Origin of the sequence: Shewanella sp. UCD-KL12, from assembly GCF_001957125.1 — a bacterium.
In the GTDB taxonomy this organism is placed as follows: Bacteria; Pseudomonadota; Gammaproteobacteria; order Enterobacterales; family Shewanellaceae; genus Shewanella.
Map to the genome: position 1 here is coordinate 56,129 of NZ_MPHJ01000007.1, position 17,538 is coordinate 73,666.

Consider the following 17,538-nt stretch of genomic DNA (forward strand, 5'->3'; position numbering starts at 1 on the left):
TAACACTTGATTGTAGAAGGAGTTTTTGACTTTGGAGAGAAAAGTTGGAATTTAACATCTGCAGACTAACTATCGCAAAATCGTGTTTGCGATAGTTAGTTTTAACTCAATATCAGTCTGTTTTAGTCGCGTCAGTAGTAGCAAGTTCTTGGTAGTGTTGCTCTAAGCGAACAAAAGTGGCACGAGAACTCGGTGTTGAATAGGCTTTCGATAGCATTAAAATACGCAACAAACCTTCGTAAAGTGTCGACTTAGTTATCTTGGTATCTGGTGAGTGGGTCTGCTTGTAGCTAATCCAAAAGCAGACAATCATTCTAATTGTTTCTGCAAGCGGAGGTATCTCATCATTCTCTATGGTGATCACTTCATCTTGCTTTAACTTGCTTAGTACATGGCTACTACGAGTGAGAACTTGCTGCTGAGCATTCAGATAGAGCGCTTTTAATTCACTATCACGGCTCAAGATATCGGAGAGGTTGGCGTACATAAACCTAAACTCCCACATGGCATAAAACATAGCGTCAAAGTAACCTATCAATAGGTCTATATTGACGGGTTCACCTTCATAAGGCTGAAAGCCTGTTTCGAGGTGACTTTCATAAAGGGCAAAGATAGAACGAATGATGTCCTCTTTATTACGGAAATGGTAATAAAGGTTACCTGGGCTAATGCCTAAGTGAGCTGCGATATGGTTGGTGGTGATTGTCCTTTCACCATGCTCGTTAAAAAGCTCCAAGCTTGCATGTATTATTTTATCGCGGGTTTTCATCTTTGTCCTAGTGATTTTGAGCTTAAATGAGTTGAACTAACAAGCATACTAGCACTGAGGGAATTGGTCAGGCAAAAATGATTTGTTAGTGTTTAAGACTATGGGGTATTAACGAGTATTAGCCCAATGATTTTATGTGAGAAAAAGTGAAATTCTGAACCGACCAGTAAACCCTGTGTCTACTAGTGCTGGCAAGCTGTGCTATGACGATAATATCGCTATTTTGAGTGCTGTGATAGCATGTCCTCTCACGCTACTAAGACTTAATTAAGTAATTGCTCCTATGAATCGTTTTATTTATTCCGCCCTGTTATACCTTTTGTTGCCTTTGTTGATTTTATACCTAGCAATCAGAGGCTTTAAGAGTGCTGATTATCGATCTCGCTGGAGTGAGCGATTCTCTCTCGTTTCACTGAAAAAGAGTGACCTGCTAATACATAGCGTATCTATGGGAGAAACGTTAGCGGCGATTCCTTTAATAAAACAGATACAGCAAGCTTACCCTGAGCTATCGATTACCGTTACGACGACGAGTCCCACAGGATCTGCGGAAGTACTCAAGGCTTTTGGGGCTAGCGTACAGCATTGCTACCTGCCTTTTGACCTCTCTGTTTGTGTGCAACGCTTTTTGAAGCAAGTTTCACCTAAGCAGATCATCATTATGGAAACAGAGCTTTGGCCTAACTTAGTGCATCATGCATCAAGGTCAGGTATTAAACTGATGCTAGCCAATGCCCGTTTATCTGAAAAATCGGCAGAAAAATATCGTAAACAAGCTAGGCTATCTATACCTATGCTGCAGCGTCTAGATATGATTGCGGCTCAATCGCAACAAGCGGCTGAAAGGTTTATCTCATTAGGAGTTAAAGCTGAAAAGGTACATGTTACAGGGAGCTTAAAGTTTGATCTGACTATCGCTAAAGAGAAAGTCGATTTGGCGAAATCATTAAGATTAGATTGGCAGAGAGTGGCAAGTCCTATTTGGGTGGCGGGGAGTGTTCATCCTGGAGAGTTCGAAGCCATGTTAAAGGCTCATCAACGCTTATTGATGGAAAAGCCTGATGCGCTATTGATTATAGTGCCGAGGCACCCAGAACAGTTTAATGCCGCAGCACAGAAGGTCCTTGATGCCGGATTTAATTTGTCACGTCGTAGTTTAAATGACACGGTTACGCCGGAGACTCAAGTATTACTGGGCGATACCATGGGTGAGTTACTGACGTTTTATGGCGCAGCAGATCAAGCTTTTGTCGGTGGAACCTTAATTGATAACGGGGGCCACAATCCCTTAGAGCCGGCGGCATTAGGTCTGCCTGTATATGTAGGTCCTCAGCACTGGGATTTTGCTGAAATCACGGGCTTACTCAAACAGGCTGGCGCGCTTAAAGTCATTGATTCAGCAGATACTTTGGCAGAGCGATTAATTGCCAACTTCGATGATAAAGCCAGTTATCAACTAGCCAGTGAAGCCGGACTTAAAGTGGTCGATGACAATAGAGGCTCACTCAAGCATCAATTTGAACTCACAAAACGTTTGATTGCCTTCGAATAAAGGCTGAACCTTCATGGTTATTTATTATCTGTGGTGAGCTGATGTTCTAATTTGTTTAAAGTCGTATTAATAATCATAAAACCTAAATTGAAGAGATTGATAATCAGGTGTCGATGTGGCTGAGGGTATCGAAAACATGGAGGTTTTCGTTAAGCGGCCACGGATGGCTTTACAGCGTCCCGAAGAAGTATCTGCACATGGGCCTACTGCAAGCAATAAACACCATTGACGCTATGGCTCTCAGTGTGTGACCAAGTACCTAATGAACCCAGCACAGAAAGATACTTCAAACTTGTTATCAGACAAGTTCTACGTTTTTGAATAGCCAAGTATCAACTCTTGCCAATCAGACTCAGTAAAAGCCAGCGATGGCAGCTTAGTGAGCTCTTTTCTAAAAGAACGTAACAGTCGCTCTAAATTAGCACCCTGCCACTTAGGGCTAGGTTGGCGTAGTTCGCCTCGATCGAAATCTATGAGGTAGAATTTATTGTCTGTGATGAGAATATTCTTGGCATTGAGGTCGGCATGATACACCCCACGCTGGTGGAACTTAGCAATACAGCTGCCTAAGTCTTGCCACTGAGTTGAAGACATAGGTTCTTGACTTAACTTGGCAACAAGGTCTTGGGCGCCTTCGACTCTTTCAATAATGATATCGGCCCGATAATGAACGCCACAGCGCTCGACATTGGCCGCAACGGGTCTTGGGACATTAAATCCTTCACTGTACAACTGCTCTAGTAGTGCTAGCTCAGCAACTGCTCGAGTTCGTTTTAGCCCTGTGTACAGGTAAGAGTCTTTGCTTATTTTCTCTATCAATCCGCCACGGTAGTAATGGCGTAATACCCACTCACTTTGTTCACTTGATTGAGGTTTTACAAACCATGTGGTGTAGCGCCCTTTGGAGGAGCCTGTCACTGCAGATAGTTTCTGCCAATGTTCGACAGTAAACCACTCATTGGTGATAGCATCTGAAGTTGGAGGACAAAATGCGATATGACCTAAAGGCGTGTGCTTTATCTGCATGTTTAATGAGCCGTGTTCTTGATGAGAAAAATAAACGATAAACTTTCAGTAAGCTACATTCTACAATGAGTTTGCAGTCATGAGCTATCAGGATATCTCGCTTAAAGGGATTTTATGATCGCTTCAAGGTTTTGCTGCCAAGGTTTTGCTTCGAGAATAGCTTGAGATTCACTGATATCGAGTTTGCTGTAGCTAGGTCTAACCGCCAGTGAGCCATATTCAGACGAGGTAATCGGCACGATGGGGATTTTTTTAGTTATTTTGCCCAATTTAAATGCTATGTCTTGAATCGAACAGGCAAATTCAAACCAGCTTGCCTTACCCAGATCCGTCCAATGATAGGTAGGAGCCTTATGTTGTTGAGCTGCGATTTTCCAGATAAATTTAGCTAGCTCATAAGTGGAAGTCGGGCAGCTAACTTGGTCGTCAATTACATGCAATGAATCCCTTTCTTGCATTAGTCTAAGCATAGTTAGTAGAAAATTATCCCCGGCAATAGAGTAGAGCCATGAACTACGTATAATGGTGAAGTCACTATTCTCTAGTCGCTTTATAGCAGCTTCCCCTTTGAGTTTAGAGAGACCATAAATGTTGAGAGGACTTGGTTTATCCATTGTTGTATATGGGGTAACTTTAGCCCCATCAAATAGATAATCAGTAGAAAGGTGAATGAGCTTTATACCAGCGATATTTGCTGCAGCAGCTATGTTACCAGCAGCAATTTCATTGAGATAAAAAGCATCAGCTATATTATTCTCAGCCAGTTCAACATTGGTGTAGGCGGCCGTATTGATGATTAGAGCGATGTTATGCTGATTAATAACAGAGCTTATTGTCGCAGTTGAACTTAGATCTATCTCATTGCGACCCATGGCTATAGGCTCGATATTGTTTGGGTATGAATGCATCAAGGTTAGGGCCAGTTGACCATGCTTACCGATAATGAGTACATTCATAATCTTTCTCGGCACCAGCTAAGGTGACTCAGATACCATTCAATAGTCAGTGTTAACCCTGATTCAAAACTTTCTGTTGGTTGCCAGCCAAGTTGCTCTTTGATTTTACTTGAGTCGATTGCATATCTTTGGTCATGGCCTGGACGATCATCAACAAAGGTTATTAGCTGTTTAAAGTCATCGATTTTGTCAGGTTTATATATCACTAAGTGATTGAGTTGCTCACAAATATCCATAACAAGAGCAAGATTGTTTTTCTCGCATTCTCCGCCGATATTGTAGGTTTCCCCTAACTTTCCATGCATAGCAATTTGATATAACGCTCTCACATGATCTTCAACATATAACCAGTCACGCACTTGCATGCCATTACCATAAATAGGGATCGGCTTGCCCTCTATAGCATTAAGAATGGTTTGCGGAATAAGTTTCTCGGGGTATTGATAGGGACCATAGTTATTCGAACAGTTACTGAGCACAATAGGCAGTTGAAATGTACGTCCCCACGCTCTGACTAAGTGATCGGAAGCAGCTTTACTCGCTGAGTAGGGGGAGCTTGGTTTATAGGGGCTAGATTCGGTGAATAACCCTTCCTGTCCAAGGTCGCCATAAACTTCATCCGTTGAGATATGGTGAAAACGAAAAGATGCTTTTTTATCTTCTGTAAGTTGGGCTATATAGCTTCTGCAGGCTTCGAGTAGGGTGTAGCTACCTATGATATTCGTCTGGATAAAATCGGCTGGGCCATCGATAGAGCGATCGACATGGCTCTCGGCTGCTAGGTGCATGATGAGATCAGGCTGCTGCTCAGCTAATATCTGATCGAGCAATTGACGATCACAGATATCACCTTTTATGAAAAGGTATTGCGGCTCATGCTCTATTGGTTTGAGTGAGAGTAAATTACCCGCGTAGGTTAGCTTATCTAAGTTAATCACTTTATGTGGAGTTTCACTTAGTAAGTACCTCACTAATCTTGAGCCTATAAATCCTGCGCCGCCAGTAATAAGGATGGTTTTACTCATTACAGCCTCCAAGGGGGCTGTGCTCAGATTGCTCGCTGATATATGGGTCACTTGGAAATAATTTCCCAGCACTGTCTTTGAGAGAAAGCTTAGGCGCTAAGCCAGATAATAGTGGCCATTCAATATTGAGTGTTGGATCTTTCCACAGAATCGTCTCTTCAAATTCGGGAGCGTAGTAATCGGTGCATTTGTAGTGACAATCAGCTTGCTCAGAAATGACATAGAAGCCGTGAGCAAAGCCTGCGGGGATCCATAATTGCTGTTTATTAGTTGCTGATAGATAGGTGGCAACCCATTGGCCGAAGGTTTTACTTGTGCTGCGCATATCTACAGCAACATCGAAAATTTCTCCAGAAGTTACCCGAACCAATTTTCCTTGTGCTTGATGTGATTGGTAATGCAGCCCTCTTAAGGTTCCCTGTGAGGAGTGGCTATGGTTTTCCTGAACGAAACTAACATCAGCGACATGCTTTCGAAACCAGTCCTCTCTAAATGTCTCGAGGAAAAAGCCTCTATCATCTCCGTGAACTTTAGGTTTGAGGATTTTTACATCTGTAATTTTGGTATTAATGATCTTCATAAGAGGTAATCAGTTGGTAAAAGCACAATGTTCCAGCAGCAATTAGTGGAGTAAGCATGGAACCTTATAGCATTCTACATTAAAATCGATACGGTTCCCCAATAACAACCTGGCCCTATGAGCTTAAATCTAAATAATAGTGACTCTCTCTGTTTACTTCGCTTATCTGCTATAGGTGACGTGTGCCATGCTGTGGCTATGGTGCAAGCGATCCAGCGGCAATATCCAAAGCTTAAAATTACTTGGGTGATCGGTAAGGTTGAATATCAGCTTCTTAAACATATTCCCGGGGTTGAGTTTGTTATTTTTGATAAGTCACAGGGCTGGAGAAGCTATTTTAAGTTAAGAGAAGATCTCGCTGGTCAAAAGTTTGATGTGTTATTGCATATGCAGGTGGCACTGAGGGCGACAATCGCCTCGCTGGCAATCTCCGCCAAAGTGCGAGTCGGTTTTGATCGTGCAAGAGCAAAAGAGGGCCAGTGGTTAGTGACCAATCATAGTGTCGAAGCTTTAGCTCGCCCCCACGTACTCGAGGGCTTTATGGGATTTGCTAAAGCGATAGGTGTAGAGGACCTAACTCCAAGGTGGGATATACCTGTACCTCAGGCTGACACAGATTTTGCTAAACAGATGATACCTGATAACTATAGGACATTAGTGATCTGTGCGGCTGCTAGTAAGGCTGAGCGAAACTGGCTAAGCGATCGCTATGCTGCTGTAGCTGAACATGCGGTATCTAAAGGCTATCGCGTGCTCTTATGTGGTGGTCCAGCCGCTTTAGAGGTGGAGTTGGCAGAATCAATCGAGCAAGCTTGCTCTGAGTCGTTGGACAATCAGGTCGGTAAGACATCGCTAACACAACTACTGGCTGTGTTAAAGCAGGCGTCCATAGTACTGGCACCAGATACAGGTCCAGCTCATATGGCTGTGACTCAGGGAACGGCAGTTATTGGCCTCTACGCTCATTCAAATCCTGGGCGGACAGGTCCATATACATACTTAGACTCGGTGGTAAGCGTTTACCATGATGTGGTTGCTTCCCAGCAAGCCGGAGATATTCCTTGGGGGAAGCGGGCAAAGGGCGAGTATTTGATGGAGAATATCAAGTTAGCGCCCGTCATTGCGCAATTTGATAAACTGTCTCACACGCATTTATAGGGTAATTCATCACTATGAGTGTTAGAGTCGCGTAGGTAAAGGGATTAGTGATAAAATAGTGCCCTCTTGCTGTATTAAAGTACTGAGAAATCGCACAGATAAATCGCACAAAAAGATAGTACGTAAAGATCACTTTCTTCATGAAGGATATATGGATGTTGTTGGCGCCTAAGTTTTTGTTTGTTCCGGTTTCCTCTGAAGAGGGGATTGGAGAGTATATGCGCTCTAGAATTATTGCTGACGAGATCTTGCGTCGTTGGCCTAAGGCTCAGATCGATTTTGTGTTAAATCGACGGGCTCCTTATGCCGATTTTTGCCCACACTCTACTCACTTGCTGGACGATACCCCCACCAAAAAAATTAAAGAGGTTAACCAGTTAATGGATGACCTTAGGCCTGATATTGTCATTTTTGACGCTGCAGGTCGTAAAGCTCAGTTAAAGCATGCAAACCGTATTGGCGCTAAAGTTATCTTTATTAGTCAGCACAGACGCAAGCGTTCACGGGGTATGAAAATCGAACGTGCCTTGGTGACTGATAGCCACTGGGTGGTGCAACCTGAGTTTGTGATTGGTGATATCAGCCGATTTGATCGGTTTAAGCTAGGGTTGATTAAACGAGAGCTGCCTATTTTTACTGGCAGTATTTTCAAATCCCCTACGAAGACGATTCAGCAAGGGCTCTTTTCACGGTACCAGGTTAAGCAGGGAGAATATCTGCTTTATAGTGCAGGCTCCGGTGGACATAGTCTGAAACATGAGTTGGCTGCAGATCGTTTTGCACAGGTTGCTCAAACAATTTTTCGTGAAACAGGTGTCCCAAGCTTAATGGTGTTCGGCCCCAATTACCCCAAACCACTACCAGAAATGGAAGGGGTGTTAGCTATCCCAGAGTTAAGCACCTGTGAATTTATCAATTTACTTGCTGGCGCAAAGGGGGCTATTTTGAGTGGCGGCGATACTTTACTTCAAGCCGTAGCTTTAAATACACCGACACTTGCAGTTGCAATCGCTAAAGATCAGGCTAGCAGAATTGATAGCTGCAGCGCTAGAGAGTTAATTTTAGCCTGTGATAGTAGTGAAAGAGAGATGTTAGCCAGTACTCGCCAACTTTTAGACAAGAAATCTATTAGTATAGTGAGAGATAATATGGCAGAGCTAAGTGATACTCATGGCCTTGAGGTGGGCATGAATGAAATAGCCCGTTTGATAGGTGAGTAGCAAGAGAGGTGGTCGATAAAGCACTAATATAGCGGTTTACAGCTATTTTGTTCACCCTTCCATGTGTTAATAAATTCACATAAACCTCGCTGACAACAGATGATGTGGTTGTTTTTAATGTTTTGAAAAATCCGTTCGTTTTCTTCTAGCTGCTCTTTACTGCTTTCATGATGATTTAAGTGAAAGGCAACACCATAGAATTTAATCTGCTTTCTCAGTATGCCATTATTTATCATACGTAAAGCAAATTCCTTATCTTCCGGTCCCCAACCTTCAAACTCAGCGTTAAAGCCATTTACCGCGATGACATCTTGCCGCCAAAAAGCTAAGTTGCAGCCATGGATACCGTCTATGCTATAAGGTCTGCTGTTGCAATACATTGACTGTAAAACAGAGCTTCGTAGGCATAGCTCTCTACCTCTGGAAATCCCAGATGTGAAAAAAGAGAGAGAAGCATGTTGATTAAGCACTTTAAGGCTTAGTTTTTCACCTAATTTGACACGTTTACCCGTTATAAAAAAACCCGGTTCAGCCACCTTGATATGGTCAGCAATAAAGTGCTTGTTAAGTATCATATCGCCGTCAATCATCACAATGTAATCCATACTCGCAAGATGAATGGCTTTGTTTCTACTGCGTGATAAGCGAAAGCCTAGGTCTTCTTGCCAGCTATGAATAAGTGGCACAGGAAAGGATTTTGCCATTTTCTTGATTAGCTGCACGGTGGCTTCTTTTGAACCATCGTCAGCAATGATCACTTCGTCTGGCAATCTGGTTTGTTTCGCAACACTATTAAGCACCGCTTCAAGCGCCTCAGGCCAGTTATAGGTTGTGATAATAAGACTTGTACGCATAGTTTATTTAGAAGTGGGTGATATAGCAGATTCTACTTTGAGTTGAGTAATTAGATAAGTGCTTAACGCGTATTTTGGATATAACTCAAACATTTCAACTTAATGTTTTTATTGTGTTTTTTCCTTGGTGCTTTTCTGTGTTTGCTTAGTTGTTAGTCTGGTTGGTGCTTGTTGATTTTTTGTTCTGTTTATTGGGTTGCATCTGTCAGCAGTTTTCTGCGCCATATTCGAAGCGAGCATAAATAGTTACTTAGGTTTGATTAGTAGAAAAAGTTTGGAGTGGCAAATAGCTTTAGCAAAAAGCAATCAATTGATGCTAAGTATTTAATTGAAGTGATGGGTTGAATTGAATGGAGCGTGAAAACTGTGTGGCAGCAGGTGTTGCTCAATCTAGCCCCTTTGGCGAACAGTTATCTTCTATCAAAGGGGCTAGCTTGTTTTACTTATCGGTCTTAGTATTTATGACTTGGATGAAACAAGCCAAAGACAAAACTGAGAAAACTCATAGGTAATTTTGTTTTGCGGTATTGCTTTAAGATATACCAATTCCAAGATTCTTGCTTAAACTTCAAGACCTCAGCTTCTGATAGTGAATCTGAATAAAGTTGACAATAATCAATTATATACTTCAACTCTCTCATTGGAACTTTTTGTCGATACCCTCTGCCTGAGTAATGTATAAAGTCAGCAGTTTGATAATTTTCATGACTAAGCAATTGCATGCGGTTAAAGTTAGCTTCTACCCCGACACTGTTAATATTATCTCTTCTGATCAGATAGTTAATGTACGTTTGATCGTAGAATTTAACTTCATTACAGATAGCTTGCATCTCTTCGATATTGGCATTATCAAATAGACCAGTCTCTTTCGAGACTAAAAACATACCTGAGTTATAGTAAATAACCTGGTCATTTTCTTTTGGCCAGTTAACCTCGCCGAGCACATTATTAATTTGCTCTGCCTGTTGGCTGCGATCTCTATGCAAGCCTTCATTGAACATGTAAACCGTATCGAGATCTGGGTAAAGCTCAAAAATATCCCTTGCCTCTGGCGTAACAATAATATCCGCATCTAAGTATAAAACTCGATCATACTCTTTAAGGAGCTCTTGGATATATAGCTTCTCAGACCAAGCTGGACTGGCATCAAACTTAGGGTTATTGATATTGATTTTATAGTGCAGTTGATCTGATACGATGACATCGGCACCAATCTTTTTACCATACTCTTTAAAGCTATCTACAGCAGCTCTATACATGGGGTTATCGCCTATGGCGAGTGTGAAAATAGCTTTTTTCATTGGAATACCTTAATTAGTTAGCCTTTGTCATCTTTGCGTACTGTTGATAAACAGTGTCAACAGAGATATCAGAAATATGTCCTTTTCCTTCAGTGGCATACAAGACATGAGAGGATGGACTTGCTGGTGGCGCCCAGTAGGGTTTTTTCTGTCGCATCATAGAGAGCAAAGGTTTTTTAGCGGCGAAAGCAAAATGTAAAATTGCAGTGTCTACAGTAATAACAAAATCAGCACGTGCGATAAGTGAAGGTAGCTCAAAAAAGTGTTCCTGCACGGTAAAAACCGCAACTTGAAGCTTACTGCTTTGAACAAACTCCTTAGTGCTTGATGATACTTGCTGATAATTCTCTTTAGTCACATTGATCACAAAGCGATAGTTCACATCATCTTTTGCAATTCGTTCTATTAATTCAAATAGCTGAGAGAGGTGCCAATCTTTCTTAGCGTTAGTAGAAAGATGATTCAAGAAAATTAATGGGCCTTGCTTACTTAGATCATCAAACTGCTCTGTTAGCCAAGCATCGGTAATAGGTTCAACATTTTTGGGTACCACGAGTTCAGGCATTAATTCTGACTTGGCTAATTGCAGCCCTGTGATATGGCTAAAAATGTTTTCATAGCGATCAGTTATGTGGTGATTACTCGCAAGCTCGTTGGCGTTAAGGCTAAATACACGATCCGAATGACGGTAGAGTATTTTATCGAATAATCCCCAAGCAGAGCGTTTAGGCAGGCTAGATACAATAAAGGCATTTGGGCTAATCGTTCGAGCAATCTCTGAATACTGCTGGCTTTTGCTTACCGAGTGGCAAATGATGAGATCATATTGTTGACCTTTAGCTTGCTCGATTTGCGCCTTGCGTGACTCAACGGAGTCAGTACAACCATAACTACGGGTAAAGCAGCCTTCAGTTTCCATCCATTGTTGTAAAATTTTACTGCGAGAAAGTCGCCAGCTATCAGAATTACACCTGTTGTCATCCAACCAGATATCAAGTTCGATATGAGGGTAACGCTGCTTTAACGCAATAAGAAAGGTCTTTAGGTAGAGAAAATCCCCTAAAGCTACTGGTGATATGAATAAAAGGCGTTGGCACTGTTGAAACTGCTTATCGGATACTAGCGACATAAACTGGAGTTGGTGATTTTTGTTGCTGCAAGCATACCCTGAAAAGTACTATTTTAAAAAGATTTGCTTAATTAAGGGGTGTTTCAATTCGTTCTTGAGTGTGTATCTAGCTTCTTCGATTCTGAGATATAGCATAGATGCATAGGTGTGTTATGATCTGCGGAACTTTACTAGATTAGTTAATCTAATTCTTATATATATTTTTCAGTAAAGAAGGCCTATTTTGATTTGCTTTGACATGCTGCATCCCTATTATCTACCGCAATATTTGCCAGTGATGGACGAGTTAATTGCTCGTGGTGAATCGGTGCACTTTATTGTTTATCGCAGTGAAGATCAGCAAGTTGCATTAGATGCACTCGTGAAGCAGCATAACTTGCCAGTGACATGGGTAGATAATGTTGAGCAGGCCTTAGCTTATTATCTTGAGCATAAACCTAGCTGGGTTATTTTTGGTAATACATTCGATAACGCATCTAAGCTTAAAGGGGTAAGCAGGACGGCTTTGATGCAGCATGGTATTGGGCCTAAATCCTGTTATTACACGGTATCTGAGTCAGATATTGATGTGCGTTTTGTTGAAGGCGAATATCGTTTAAATCGCTTACAAGAGATGTTTCCTAGTAAGCAGTTTATCGATACTGGTTATGCCAAATTAGACCCTATAATCCAAGGTAAAGAGCAAGGTTTAGACTTGCAAGAACTCGGGCTTGATCCTAATAAACCAACTTTATTATACGCACCGACATTTTATCCAAGCAGTATTGAAAAAATGGCCCGCGATTGGCCTCTACAGTTTGCTGAGTATAATATTTTACTCAAACCACATTACTTCTCGCTGAGTAAATCCAATTATAAAAAACAAAAGCAGTTGTTAGAGCATTGGGCTCAATTTGATAATGCTTATCTTGCTCCTATTGAACAAGCGAATTTGCTGCCCTTTATGGCATCTGCAGATCTATTGATCAGTGATGCTTCTTCTGCTCTTTTCGAATTTGCAGCGCTCGACAAACCAGTAGTTTGGTGTGACTTTTATCACCTACGTTGGAGCTATCGCGGTATTTTCAAATTTCGCTTTAATAAACGTATGGATGAAGACCTGTATAAATATGCGGGTGTTGCGGCTCATGCTGAGTCCTATAAAGAGCTAAAATCTGTGGTAGACCAACAGATCGCTAATCCTGAGTCGTTTGCAGCCCAACGTGCTCAATACACCTATGAGCTTGCAGGCAAGATCGATGGCTTATGTAGTCAACGCATTGTCGATACCCTTTTATCTGATGAGGTTTCATGAGAATCATTACATTTGGCACCTTTGATATGTTCCATATTGGCCACCTTAATATCATAGAGAGGGCTCGGGAACTTGGCGCTCATCTCACTGTAGGCGTTTCATCGGATGCGCTGAATTTTTCTAAGAAACAGCGATTTCCTATCTGTAATGAAGCTGACAGAATGAGAATTGTACAAGCGCTATCGAGTGTCGATGAGGTTTTTCTTGAAGAGTCTCTTGAGCTAAAAGCGGAATATATTAAATCTCATCAAGCGGATTGCTTAGTGATGGGCGATGACTGGCTAGGAAAGTTTGATGAGCTAAAGCCATTATGTGATGTGGTTTACCTGCCCCGTACGCCTGCCATTTCAACGACTCAATTAATTGAAGTTGTCAGAGAAATAAAATAGAGCACCAACATACTTGGTGCTCTATTTACTCGATTACTGACCGATAAAGTGTTGCGACTTTAGCCAGTCCATATACTCAGGTACCGCTTGTTCAACCGTCTTGAAAGCTTCTTTATAGCCCGCTTTACGTAACTGAGTCAGGTCGGCTTGCGTATAGCTTTGGTAAGCGCCTTTTAGCTTATCAGGGAAAGGAATGTACTCAATCTCCCCTTTACCGTGGTAGTTAATGACGGCGTTTGCGACATCATTAAAGCTTTGCGCTTCGCCTGTACCACAGTTATACACGCCTGAGACCTCAGGGTTTTGCCATAACCACAAGTTCACCTTAACGACGTCTTCAACATAAACAAAATCTCGTAATTGTTGTCCATCGTCATAACCGTCAACACCTTCAAACAACCTACAGATTGCTGTAGATTTGATTTGATTGTTGAAATGGAAAGCTACGCTGGCCATGCCACCCTTGTGCTGCTCACGAGGACCATAAACATTGAAGTAGCGTAAGCCTGCAACTTGAGTGGTTAACTTTTGCTGTCTGACATATTGGTCAAATAGGAATTTGGAGTATGCGTAAACATTCAGCGGCTTCTCAAATTCACGTTGTTCAACAAACTTTTCACTACCGCCATACACTGAGGCTGAAGAAGCATAAATAAACTGACAGTTATTTACCTGGCAGAAATGCAGTAAGCTCTTCGAGTATTCATAATTGTTTTCCATCATGAACTTACCATCCCACTCAGTGGTTGATGAGCAAGCGCCTTCATGGAAGATAACTTCAAGTTGACCATCGAAATCACCGGCTTTTATCTTGGCAAGGAAATCGTCCTTATCCAGATAATCGGCTATTTCACAGTCGGCTAAATTAAACATCTGTGTGCCATCGGTTAGATCATCAACCGCAATAATATCGGTACGACCCATATCGTTGAGAGCTTTGACTAAGTTACTACCAATAAAGCCTGCAGCACCTGTGACTATAATCATATCTATCTTCCAATTTTCAGGCGACTTGAGTGGATCTCACGTCGCGATAATCGATAATGTGTTACTTATTACTGCTTAGAGTCATAAGTATTTAAAAAATCTGCAATATCAGTAGCTGCAGCTTTGAAATCAATGAGTGCCATATTACGGCCTGTTTTCTTACCAATTGGCGGAGTATAAGCTAAGCGCTTATGGCTCTGTGTTAGGGTTTGCCAGCGAACCTTAGGTGCAGAGCGTCTACCAGCATAAAACCCAACGGTGGGCACATTGTGTAAACCAGCAATATGCAGTGGTCCTGTGGAACCCGCCATAAACATATCGGCAGCTACAATTGACTTAGCAAAGTCAGCAAGGCTATTGAGAGGTTTTGCCATCTCTACCTTGATAGATGCTGCAGTTAGGATATTAAAAATTTCCTGAGCTAACACCTCTTCACTGCCATTATAGGTTAAAACAAATTTGCAGTTAGCTTGGGTGTTATTATTCACTTGAGTTAAGAGATTTGCAAAATCTGCAGGAGCCAAAATTCCCGATGAACCACCAGTCCCAGCATGGGCAAAAATTAACTTTTCATCTCCTGTACGGCCATAATACTCTTGCCACTTTTCACGTTCTGCGCTCATATCCCAATACTGTTGAGGTAGTTCAGGGATAGGATAACCATGCTGAGTGAGAAAATGTTCAACTAACATACAGCCACCGCGCCAGCAGGCTTCCCCTTTTTTATACTGGGCATCGGCTCTGTGCTTATAGAGGTATTGATACCAGTTATGTTTCGGCGCTAATTTATAGGGGATATCCAAATGGCGGATCATCTTATAAATACGGAATTGAGACAAAGAGACGATGACAGCATCATACTGACGCGATGCAAACTCTGCACTTATTGCAACATCGTCACCGCTATCAACAATTACGCGGTCAATGTAAGGGCAAGCTTCGGCAAACTCTTTTAATACGGGGGCGACGAACACTTCGATACTAGCTTGGGGTAATGCGGCCTTTAGCAGAGAAAGTGCTGGCCAATAAAGGACAAAGTCACCAATCTTGTCATGTCGGATGACTAAAATGCGTTTGATCATATGAAAGCAATTACCCAGTATTGATAAGTATGAACGAGGTGTAGTGGCTATCTACATCCTCAAAGAATACTTAATCTGAAAACGATAAAAATTTACCTTTGATGATAACAGTTTTCAAAGATTAAATAGATGCTGTCAGTATAAATAAGCGGCAAAGGTAACAGAAGCAAATAAAATTAGGTACAATCAGGTCTCATTTTTTGTAATAGATAAGAGTGTTATGAAGGTTTCTCTGCCAGCGTTTGAAAAAGCCAAAGTCCTTGTCGTCGGTGATGTGATGTTAGATCGTTACTGGACAGGACCTACTGGACGCATCTCTCCTGAGGCCCCGGTTCCTGTTGTGCGGATCAGCCAGAGCGAAGACCGCCCTGGTGGAGCTGCTAACGTGGCACTCAATATTGCGACTCTTGGCGGAAAAGTCTCTTTGGCAGGCATAGTTGGTCAAGATGAAGCTGCTGAAGCATTAACGGCAGGAGTGCAGGCTTTAGGCGTTGAGCCTAAATGGCACACAGTTAGCAATAAGCCGACTATCACTAAACTTAGAGTGATGTCTCGCCAGCAGCAATTAATTCGCCTGGATTTTGAAGAAAAATACCCCGTCGAAGAGAGTCAATCGCTACTCAATAGTGTGGTGGAGGAACTTCCTACGGTCGATGTGGTGATTCTTTCAGATTACGCCAAAGGGGCGTTAGCTGATCCTCTGCCTTTTATTAGGCAGGCTAGAGCTCAAGGGGTGAAAGTATTAGTCGATCCTAAAGGAAGCGACTTTTCACGTTACCGTGGCGCGACGCTGTTAACACCTAATATGAGTGAGTTTGAACTGGTTGTTGGTGAAGTCACTAGTGAGGCTGATCTGGTTGAAAAAGCGCACAAAGTATTGAAAGAGTTTGAGCTTGAAGCTCTGCTCGTTACCCGCTCTGAAAAGGGGATGACACTGATCACCGCTGATGCCGATGAGCTACATATCCCTACCGTTGCCCGCGAGGTTCATGATGTAACTGGTGCCGGCGATACTGTTATCTCTGCATTAGCTTCTTCATTGTCAGCAGGCAGTAGCCTTGCCGAGGCCTGTGCTATTGCTAATATCGCTGCTGGCATAGTAGTAGCAAAACTAGGTACTTCAACCGTTAGCCGAATTGAGCTGATAGAAGCCTTATCTCAAAATCATGGAGAGATGGGTTTTGGTGCAGTAACCGAAGATCAATTGGCTTATGCACTTGAGCAGGCCAAGTTACGCGGTGAGCGAGTGGTGATGACCAATGGTTGTTTCGATATTTTGCATGCCGGTCATGTGAGCTACCTGCAGGAAGCCAGATCCCATGGTGATAGGTTGATTGTTGCTGTTAATGATGATGATTCAGTTAAGCGTTTAAAAGGTGACGGTAGGCCTGTTAATCAGCTAGATAGACGTATGGCAGTATTAGCCGGACTCGCCTCAGTAGATTGGGTAGTACCATTTAGTGAGGATACTCCTCAGCGCATTATTTCTCGCTTACTACCAAATATGTTAGTTAAAGGTGGCGACTATAAGATTGAGGAGATCGCTGGTGGCGAGGAGGTTATTAAAGCTGGAGGCGTGGTAAAGGTTCTCTGTTTTGAAGATGGTATCTCCACCACAAAAATCATTGAGAACATAATGTCAAAGCAGTAATTTATAGGTGCTAGTCTGCAAGGTCTAGCACCTTTGCAATCACTCTTGGACTTAGAGCCTATTTTTAATTTAGTTTTGGACGTTAACCCATGCATACTCGAGCGATATACCCAGGTACTTTTGATCCAGTAACAAATGGTCATACTGATTTGATAGAGCGTGCTGCAAAGCTTTTTAAGCATGTCGTTATTGCCATAGCCGCTAACCCCTCCAAGCAACCGAGGTTTACTTTAGAGCAGCGTGTAGAGCTCGTAAAAGAGGTTACTTCACATTTAAATAATGTTGAAGTGGTAGGCTTCAGTGGCTTACTCGTGGATTTTGCTAAGGAGCAGCAAGCGAGTGTTCTTGTGCGTGGTTTAAGAGCGGTATCTGATTTTGAGTATGAATTTCAGCTAGCGAATATGAATCGCCGTTTGAGCCCAGATCTAGAAAGCGTATTTCTCACCCCTGCAGAAGAAAACTCTTTTATCTCATCCACACTGGTTAAAGAAGTTGCCTATCATGGTGGAGATGTCAGTCAATTTGTTCATTGTGCCGTTGCTAAGGCATTAAATAAGTAAAGTTA

General features: G+C 42.2%; 17 protein-coding genes. 7 read left to right on the top strand and 10 right to left on the bottom strand.

Features of this window, described 5'->3' with window-relative positions:
• Window positions 1-112: 112 nt before the first annotated feature.
• The gene (locus tag BM736_RS13790; RefSeq protein ID WP_076413159.1) at window positions 113-769 is read right to left on the bottom strand and encodes a TetR/AcrR family transcriptional regulator; all 657 of its coding nucleotides are present in this window, start codon (window positions 767-769) and stop codon (window positions 113-115) included.
• Between the two features lie 283 nt (window positions 770-1,052).
• On the opposite strand from BM736_RS13790, the gene waaA reads away from it, so the two are divergent.
• Window positions 1,053-2,321, top strand: a complete 1,269-nt coding sequence (waaA, locus tag BM736_RS13795; RefSeq protein ID WP_076413162.1) for a lipid IV(A) 3-deoxy-D-manno-octulosonic acid transferase — start codon at window positions 1,053-1,055, stop codon at window positions 2,319-2,321.
• Window positions 2,322-2,630: 309 nt separating this feature from the next.
• On the opposite strand, the gene BM736_RS13800 is transcribed toward waaA, so the two are convergent.
• The 4 genes from BM736_RS13800 to rfbC all read right to left on the bottom strand — a co-directional run bounded on the left by BM736_RS13800 (window position 2,631) and on the right by rfbC (window position 5,908).
• Complete coding sequence (locus BM736_RS13800) at window positions 2,631-3,347, bottom strand: 3-deoxy-D-manno-octulosonic acid kinase (RefSeq protein WP_076413164.1); 717 nt, start codon at window positions 3,345-3,347, stop codon at window positions 2,631-2,633.
• Window positions 3,348-3,448: 101 nt separating this feature from the next.
• Window positions 3,449-4,303, bottom strand: coding sequence for a dTDP-4-dehydrorhamnose reductase (gene rfbD / locus BM736_RS13805; protein WP_076413166.1), 855 nt, complete (start codon window positions 4,301-4,303; stop codon window positions 3,449-3,451).
• A complete protein-coding gene (gene rfbB / locus BM736_RS13810) occupies window positions 4,300-5,328 on the bottom strand; it encodes a dTDP-glucose 4,6-dehydratase (RefSeq protein WP_076413167.1) in 1,029 nt (342 codons plus the stop codon). Before rfbB ends, rfbD begins: the two co-directional genes overlap by 4 nt.
• A complete protein-coding gene (gene rfbC / locus BM736_RS13815; protein WP_076413169.1) occupies window positions 5,321-5,908 on the bottom strand; it encodes a dTDP-4-dehydrorhamnose 3,5-epimerase in 588 nt (195 codons plus the stop codon). The genes rfbB and rfbC overlap by 8 nt, the downstream gene beginning before the upstream one ends.
• Before the next feature lie 117 nt (window positions 5,909-6,025).
• On the opposite strand from rfbC, the gene BM736_RS13820 reads away from it, so the two are divergent.
• On the top strand, window positions 6,026-7,066 hold the full coding sequence (locus BM736_RS13820) for a glycosyltransferase family 9 protein (RefSeq protein WP_076413171.1): 1,041 nt from the start codon (window positions 6,026-6,028) through the stop codon (window positions 7,064-7,066).
• Between the two features lie 140 nt (window positions 7,067-7,206).
• Window positions 7,207-8,286, top strand: coding sequence for a hypothetical protein (locus BM736_RS13825; protein WP_083700180.1), 1,080 nt, complete (start codon window positions 7,207-7,209; stop codon window positions 8,284-8,286).
• 23 nt (window positions 8,287-8,309) lie between these two features.
• On the opposite strand, the gene BM736_RS13830 is transcribed toward BM736_RS13825, so the two are convergent.
• The 3 genes from BM736_RS13830 to BM736_RS13840 all read right to left on the bottom strand — a co-directional run bounded on the left by BM736_RS13830 (window position 8,310) and on the right by BM736_RS13840 (window position 11,570).
• Window positions 8,310-9,140, bottom strand: a complete 831-nt coding sequence (locus tag BM736_RS13830) for a glycosyltransferase family 2 protein (protein WP_076413174.1) — start codon at window positions 9,138-9,140, stop codon at window positions 8,310-8,312.
• Window positions 9,141-9,592: 452 nt separating this feature from the next.
• Entirely contained in the window at window positions 9,593-10,441 is an 849-nt protein-coding gene (locus tag BM736_RS13835) for a glycosyltransferase (RefSeq protein ID WP_076413177.1), read from the bottom strand.
• A gap of 13 nt (window positions 10,442-10,454) precedes the next feature.
• Complete coding sequence (locus BM736_RS13840) at window positions 10,455-11,570, bottom strand: glycosyltransferase family 9 protein (protein ID WP_076413178.1); 1,116 nt, start codon at window positions 11,568-11,570, stop codon at window positions 10,455-10,457.
• Between the two features lie 223 nt (window positions 11,571-11,793).
• Between BM736_RS13840 and BM736_RS13845 the strand changes: the two genes are divergently transcribed.
• Complete coding sequence (locus tag BM736_RS13845; RefSeq protein WP_083700183.1) at window positions 11,794-12,864, top strand: CDP-glycerol glycerophosphotransferase family protein; 1,071 nt, start codon at window positions 11,794-11,796, stop codon at window positions 12,862-12,864.
• A complete protein-coding gene (locus tag BM736_RS13850) occupies window positions 12,861-13,253 on the top strand; it encodes an adenylyltransferase/cytidyltransferase family protein (RefSeq protein ID WP_076413184.1) in 393 nt (130 codons plus the stop codon). The genes BM736_RS13845 and BM736_RS13850 overlap by 4 nt, the downstream gene beginning before the upstream one ends.
• A 33-nt stretch (window positions 13,254-13,286) precedes the next feature.
• On the opposite strand, the gene rfaD is transcribed toward BM736_RS13850, so the two are convergent.
• Entirely contained in the window at window positions 13,287-14,240 is a 954-nt protein-coding gene (gene rfaD, locus BM736_RS13855; RefSeq protein WP_076413186.1) for an ADP-glyceromanno-heptose 6-epimerase, read from the bottom strand.
• Between the two features lie 68 nt (window positions 14,241-14,308).
• Complete coding sequence (locus BM736_RS13860) at window positions 14,309-15,322, bottom strand: glycosyltransferase family 9 protein (protein WP_076413188.1); 1,014 nt, start codon at window positions 15,320-15,322, stop codon at window positions 14,309-14,311.
• A gap of 220 nt (window positions 15,323-15,542) precedes the next feature.
• Between BM736_RS13860 and hldE the strand changes: the two genes are divergently transcribed.
• The gene (gene hldE, locus BM736_RS13865; protein ID WP_076413190.1) at window positions 15,543-16,973 is read left to right on the top strand and encodes a bifunctional D-glycero-beta-D-manno-heptose-7-phosphate kinase/D-glycero-beta-D-manno-heptose 1-phosphate adenylyltransferase HldE; all 1,431 of its coding nucleotides are present in this window, start codon (window positions 15,543-15,545) and stop codon (window positions 16,971-16,973) included.
• 89 nt (window positions 16,974-17,062) lie between these two features.
• Window positions 17,063-17,533 carry a pantetheine-phosphate adenylyltransferase gene (gene coaD, locus BM736_RS13870; protein WP_076413192.1) on the top strand — a complete coding sequence of 157 codons (471 nt, stop codon included), beginning with the start codon at window positions 17,063-17,065 and terminating at the stop codon, window positions 17,531-17,533.
• The last annotated feature ends 5 nt before the right edge of the window (window positions 17,534-17,538 follow it).

What these genes read in the sequence shown, in the direction of transcription:
- BM736_RS13820 (WP_076413171.1), top strand. Translation starts at nt 6,026, where the DNA reads ATGAGCTTAAATCTAAATAATAGTGACTCTCTCTGTTTACTTCGCTTA.
- coaD (WP_076413192.1), top strand. Translation starts at nt 17,063, where the DNA reads ATGCATACTCGAGCGATATACCCAGGTACTTTTGATCCAGTAACAAAT.
- BM736_RS13790 (WP_076413159.1), bottom strand. Translation starts at nt 769, where the DNA reads ATGAAAACCCGCGATAAAATAATACATGCAAGCTTGGAGCTTTTTAAC.
- BM736_RS13800 (WP_076413164.1), bottom strand. Translation starts at nt 3,347, where the DNA reads ATGCAGATAAAGCACACGCCTTTAGGTCATATCGCATTTTGTCCTCCA.
- BM736_RS13840 (WP_076413178.1), bottom strand. Translation starts at nt 11,570, where the DNA reads ATGTCGCTAGTATCCGATAAGCAGTTTCAACAGTGCCAACGCCTTTTA.
- BM736_RS13830 (WP_076413174.1), bottom strand. Translation starts at nt 9,140, where the DNA reads ATGCGTACAAGTCTTATTATCACAACCTATAACTGGCCTGAGGCGCTT.
- hldE (WP_076413190.1), top strand. Translation starts at nt 15,543, where the DNA reads ATGAAGGTTTCTCTGCCAGCGTTTGAAAAAGCCAAAGTCCTTGTCGTC.
- BM736_RS13850 (WP_076413184.1), top strand. Translation starts at nt 12,861, where the DNA reads ATGAGAATCATTACATTTGGCACCTTTGATATGTTCCATATTGGCCAC.
- rfbD (WP_076413166.1), bottom strand. Translation starts at nt 4,303, where the DNA reads ATGAATGTACTCATTATCGGTAAGCATGGTCAACTGGCCCTAACCTTG.
- rfaD (WP_076413186.1), bottom strand. Translation starts at nt 14,240, where the DNA reads ATGATTATAGTCACAGGTGCTGCAGGCTTTATTGGTAGTAACTTAGTC.
- waaA (WP_076413162.1), top strand. Translation starts at nt 1,053, where the DNA reads ATGAATCGTTTTATTTATTCCGCCCTGTTATACCTTTTGTTGCCTTTG.
- rfbB (WP_076413167.1), bottom strand. Translation starts at nt 5,328, where the DNA reads ATGAGTAAAACCATCCTTATTACTGGCGGCGCAGGATTTATAGGCTCA.
- BM736_RS13835 (WP_076413177.1), bottom strand. Translation starts at nt 10,441, where the DNA reads ATGAAAAAAGCTATTTTCACACTCGCCATAGGCGATAACCCCATGTAT.
- rfbC (WP_076413169.1), bottom strand. Translation starts at nt 5,908, where the DNA reads ATGAAGATCATTAATACCAAAATTACAGATGTAAAAATCCTCAAACCT.
- BM736_RS13860 (WP_076413188.1), bottom strand. Translation starts at nt 15,322, where the DNA reads ATGATCAAACGCATTTTAGTCATCCGACATGACAAGATTGGTGACTTT.
- BM736_RS13825 (WP_083700180.1), top strand. Translation starts at nt 7,207, where the DNA reads ATGAAGGATATATGGATGTTGTTGGCGCCTAAGTTTTTGTTTGTTCCG.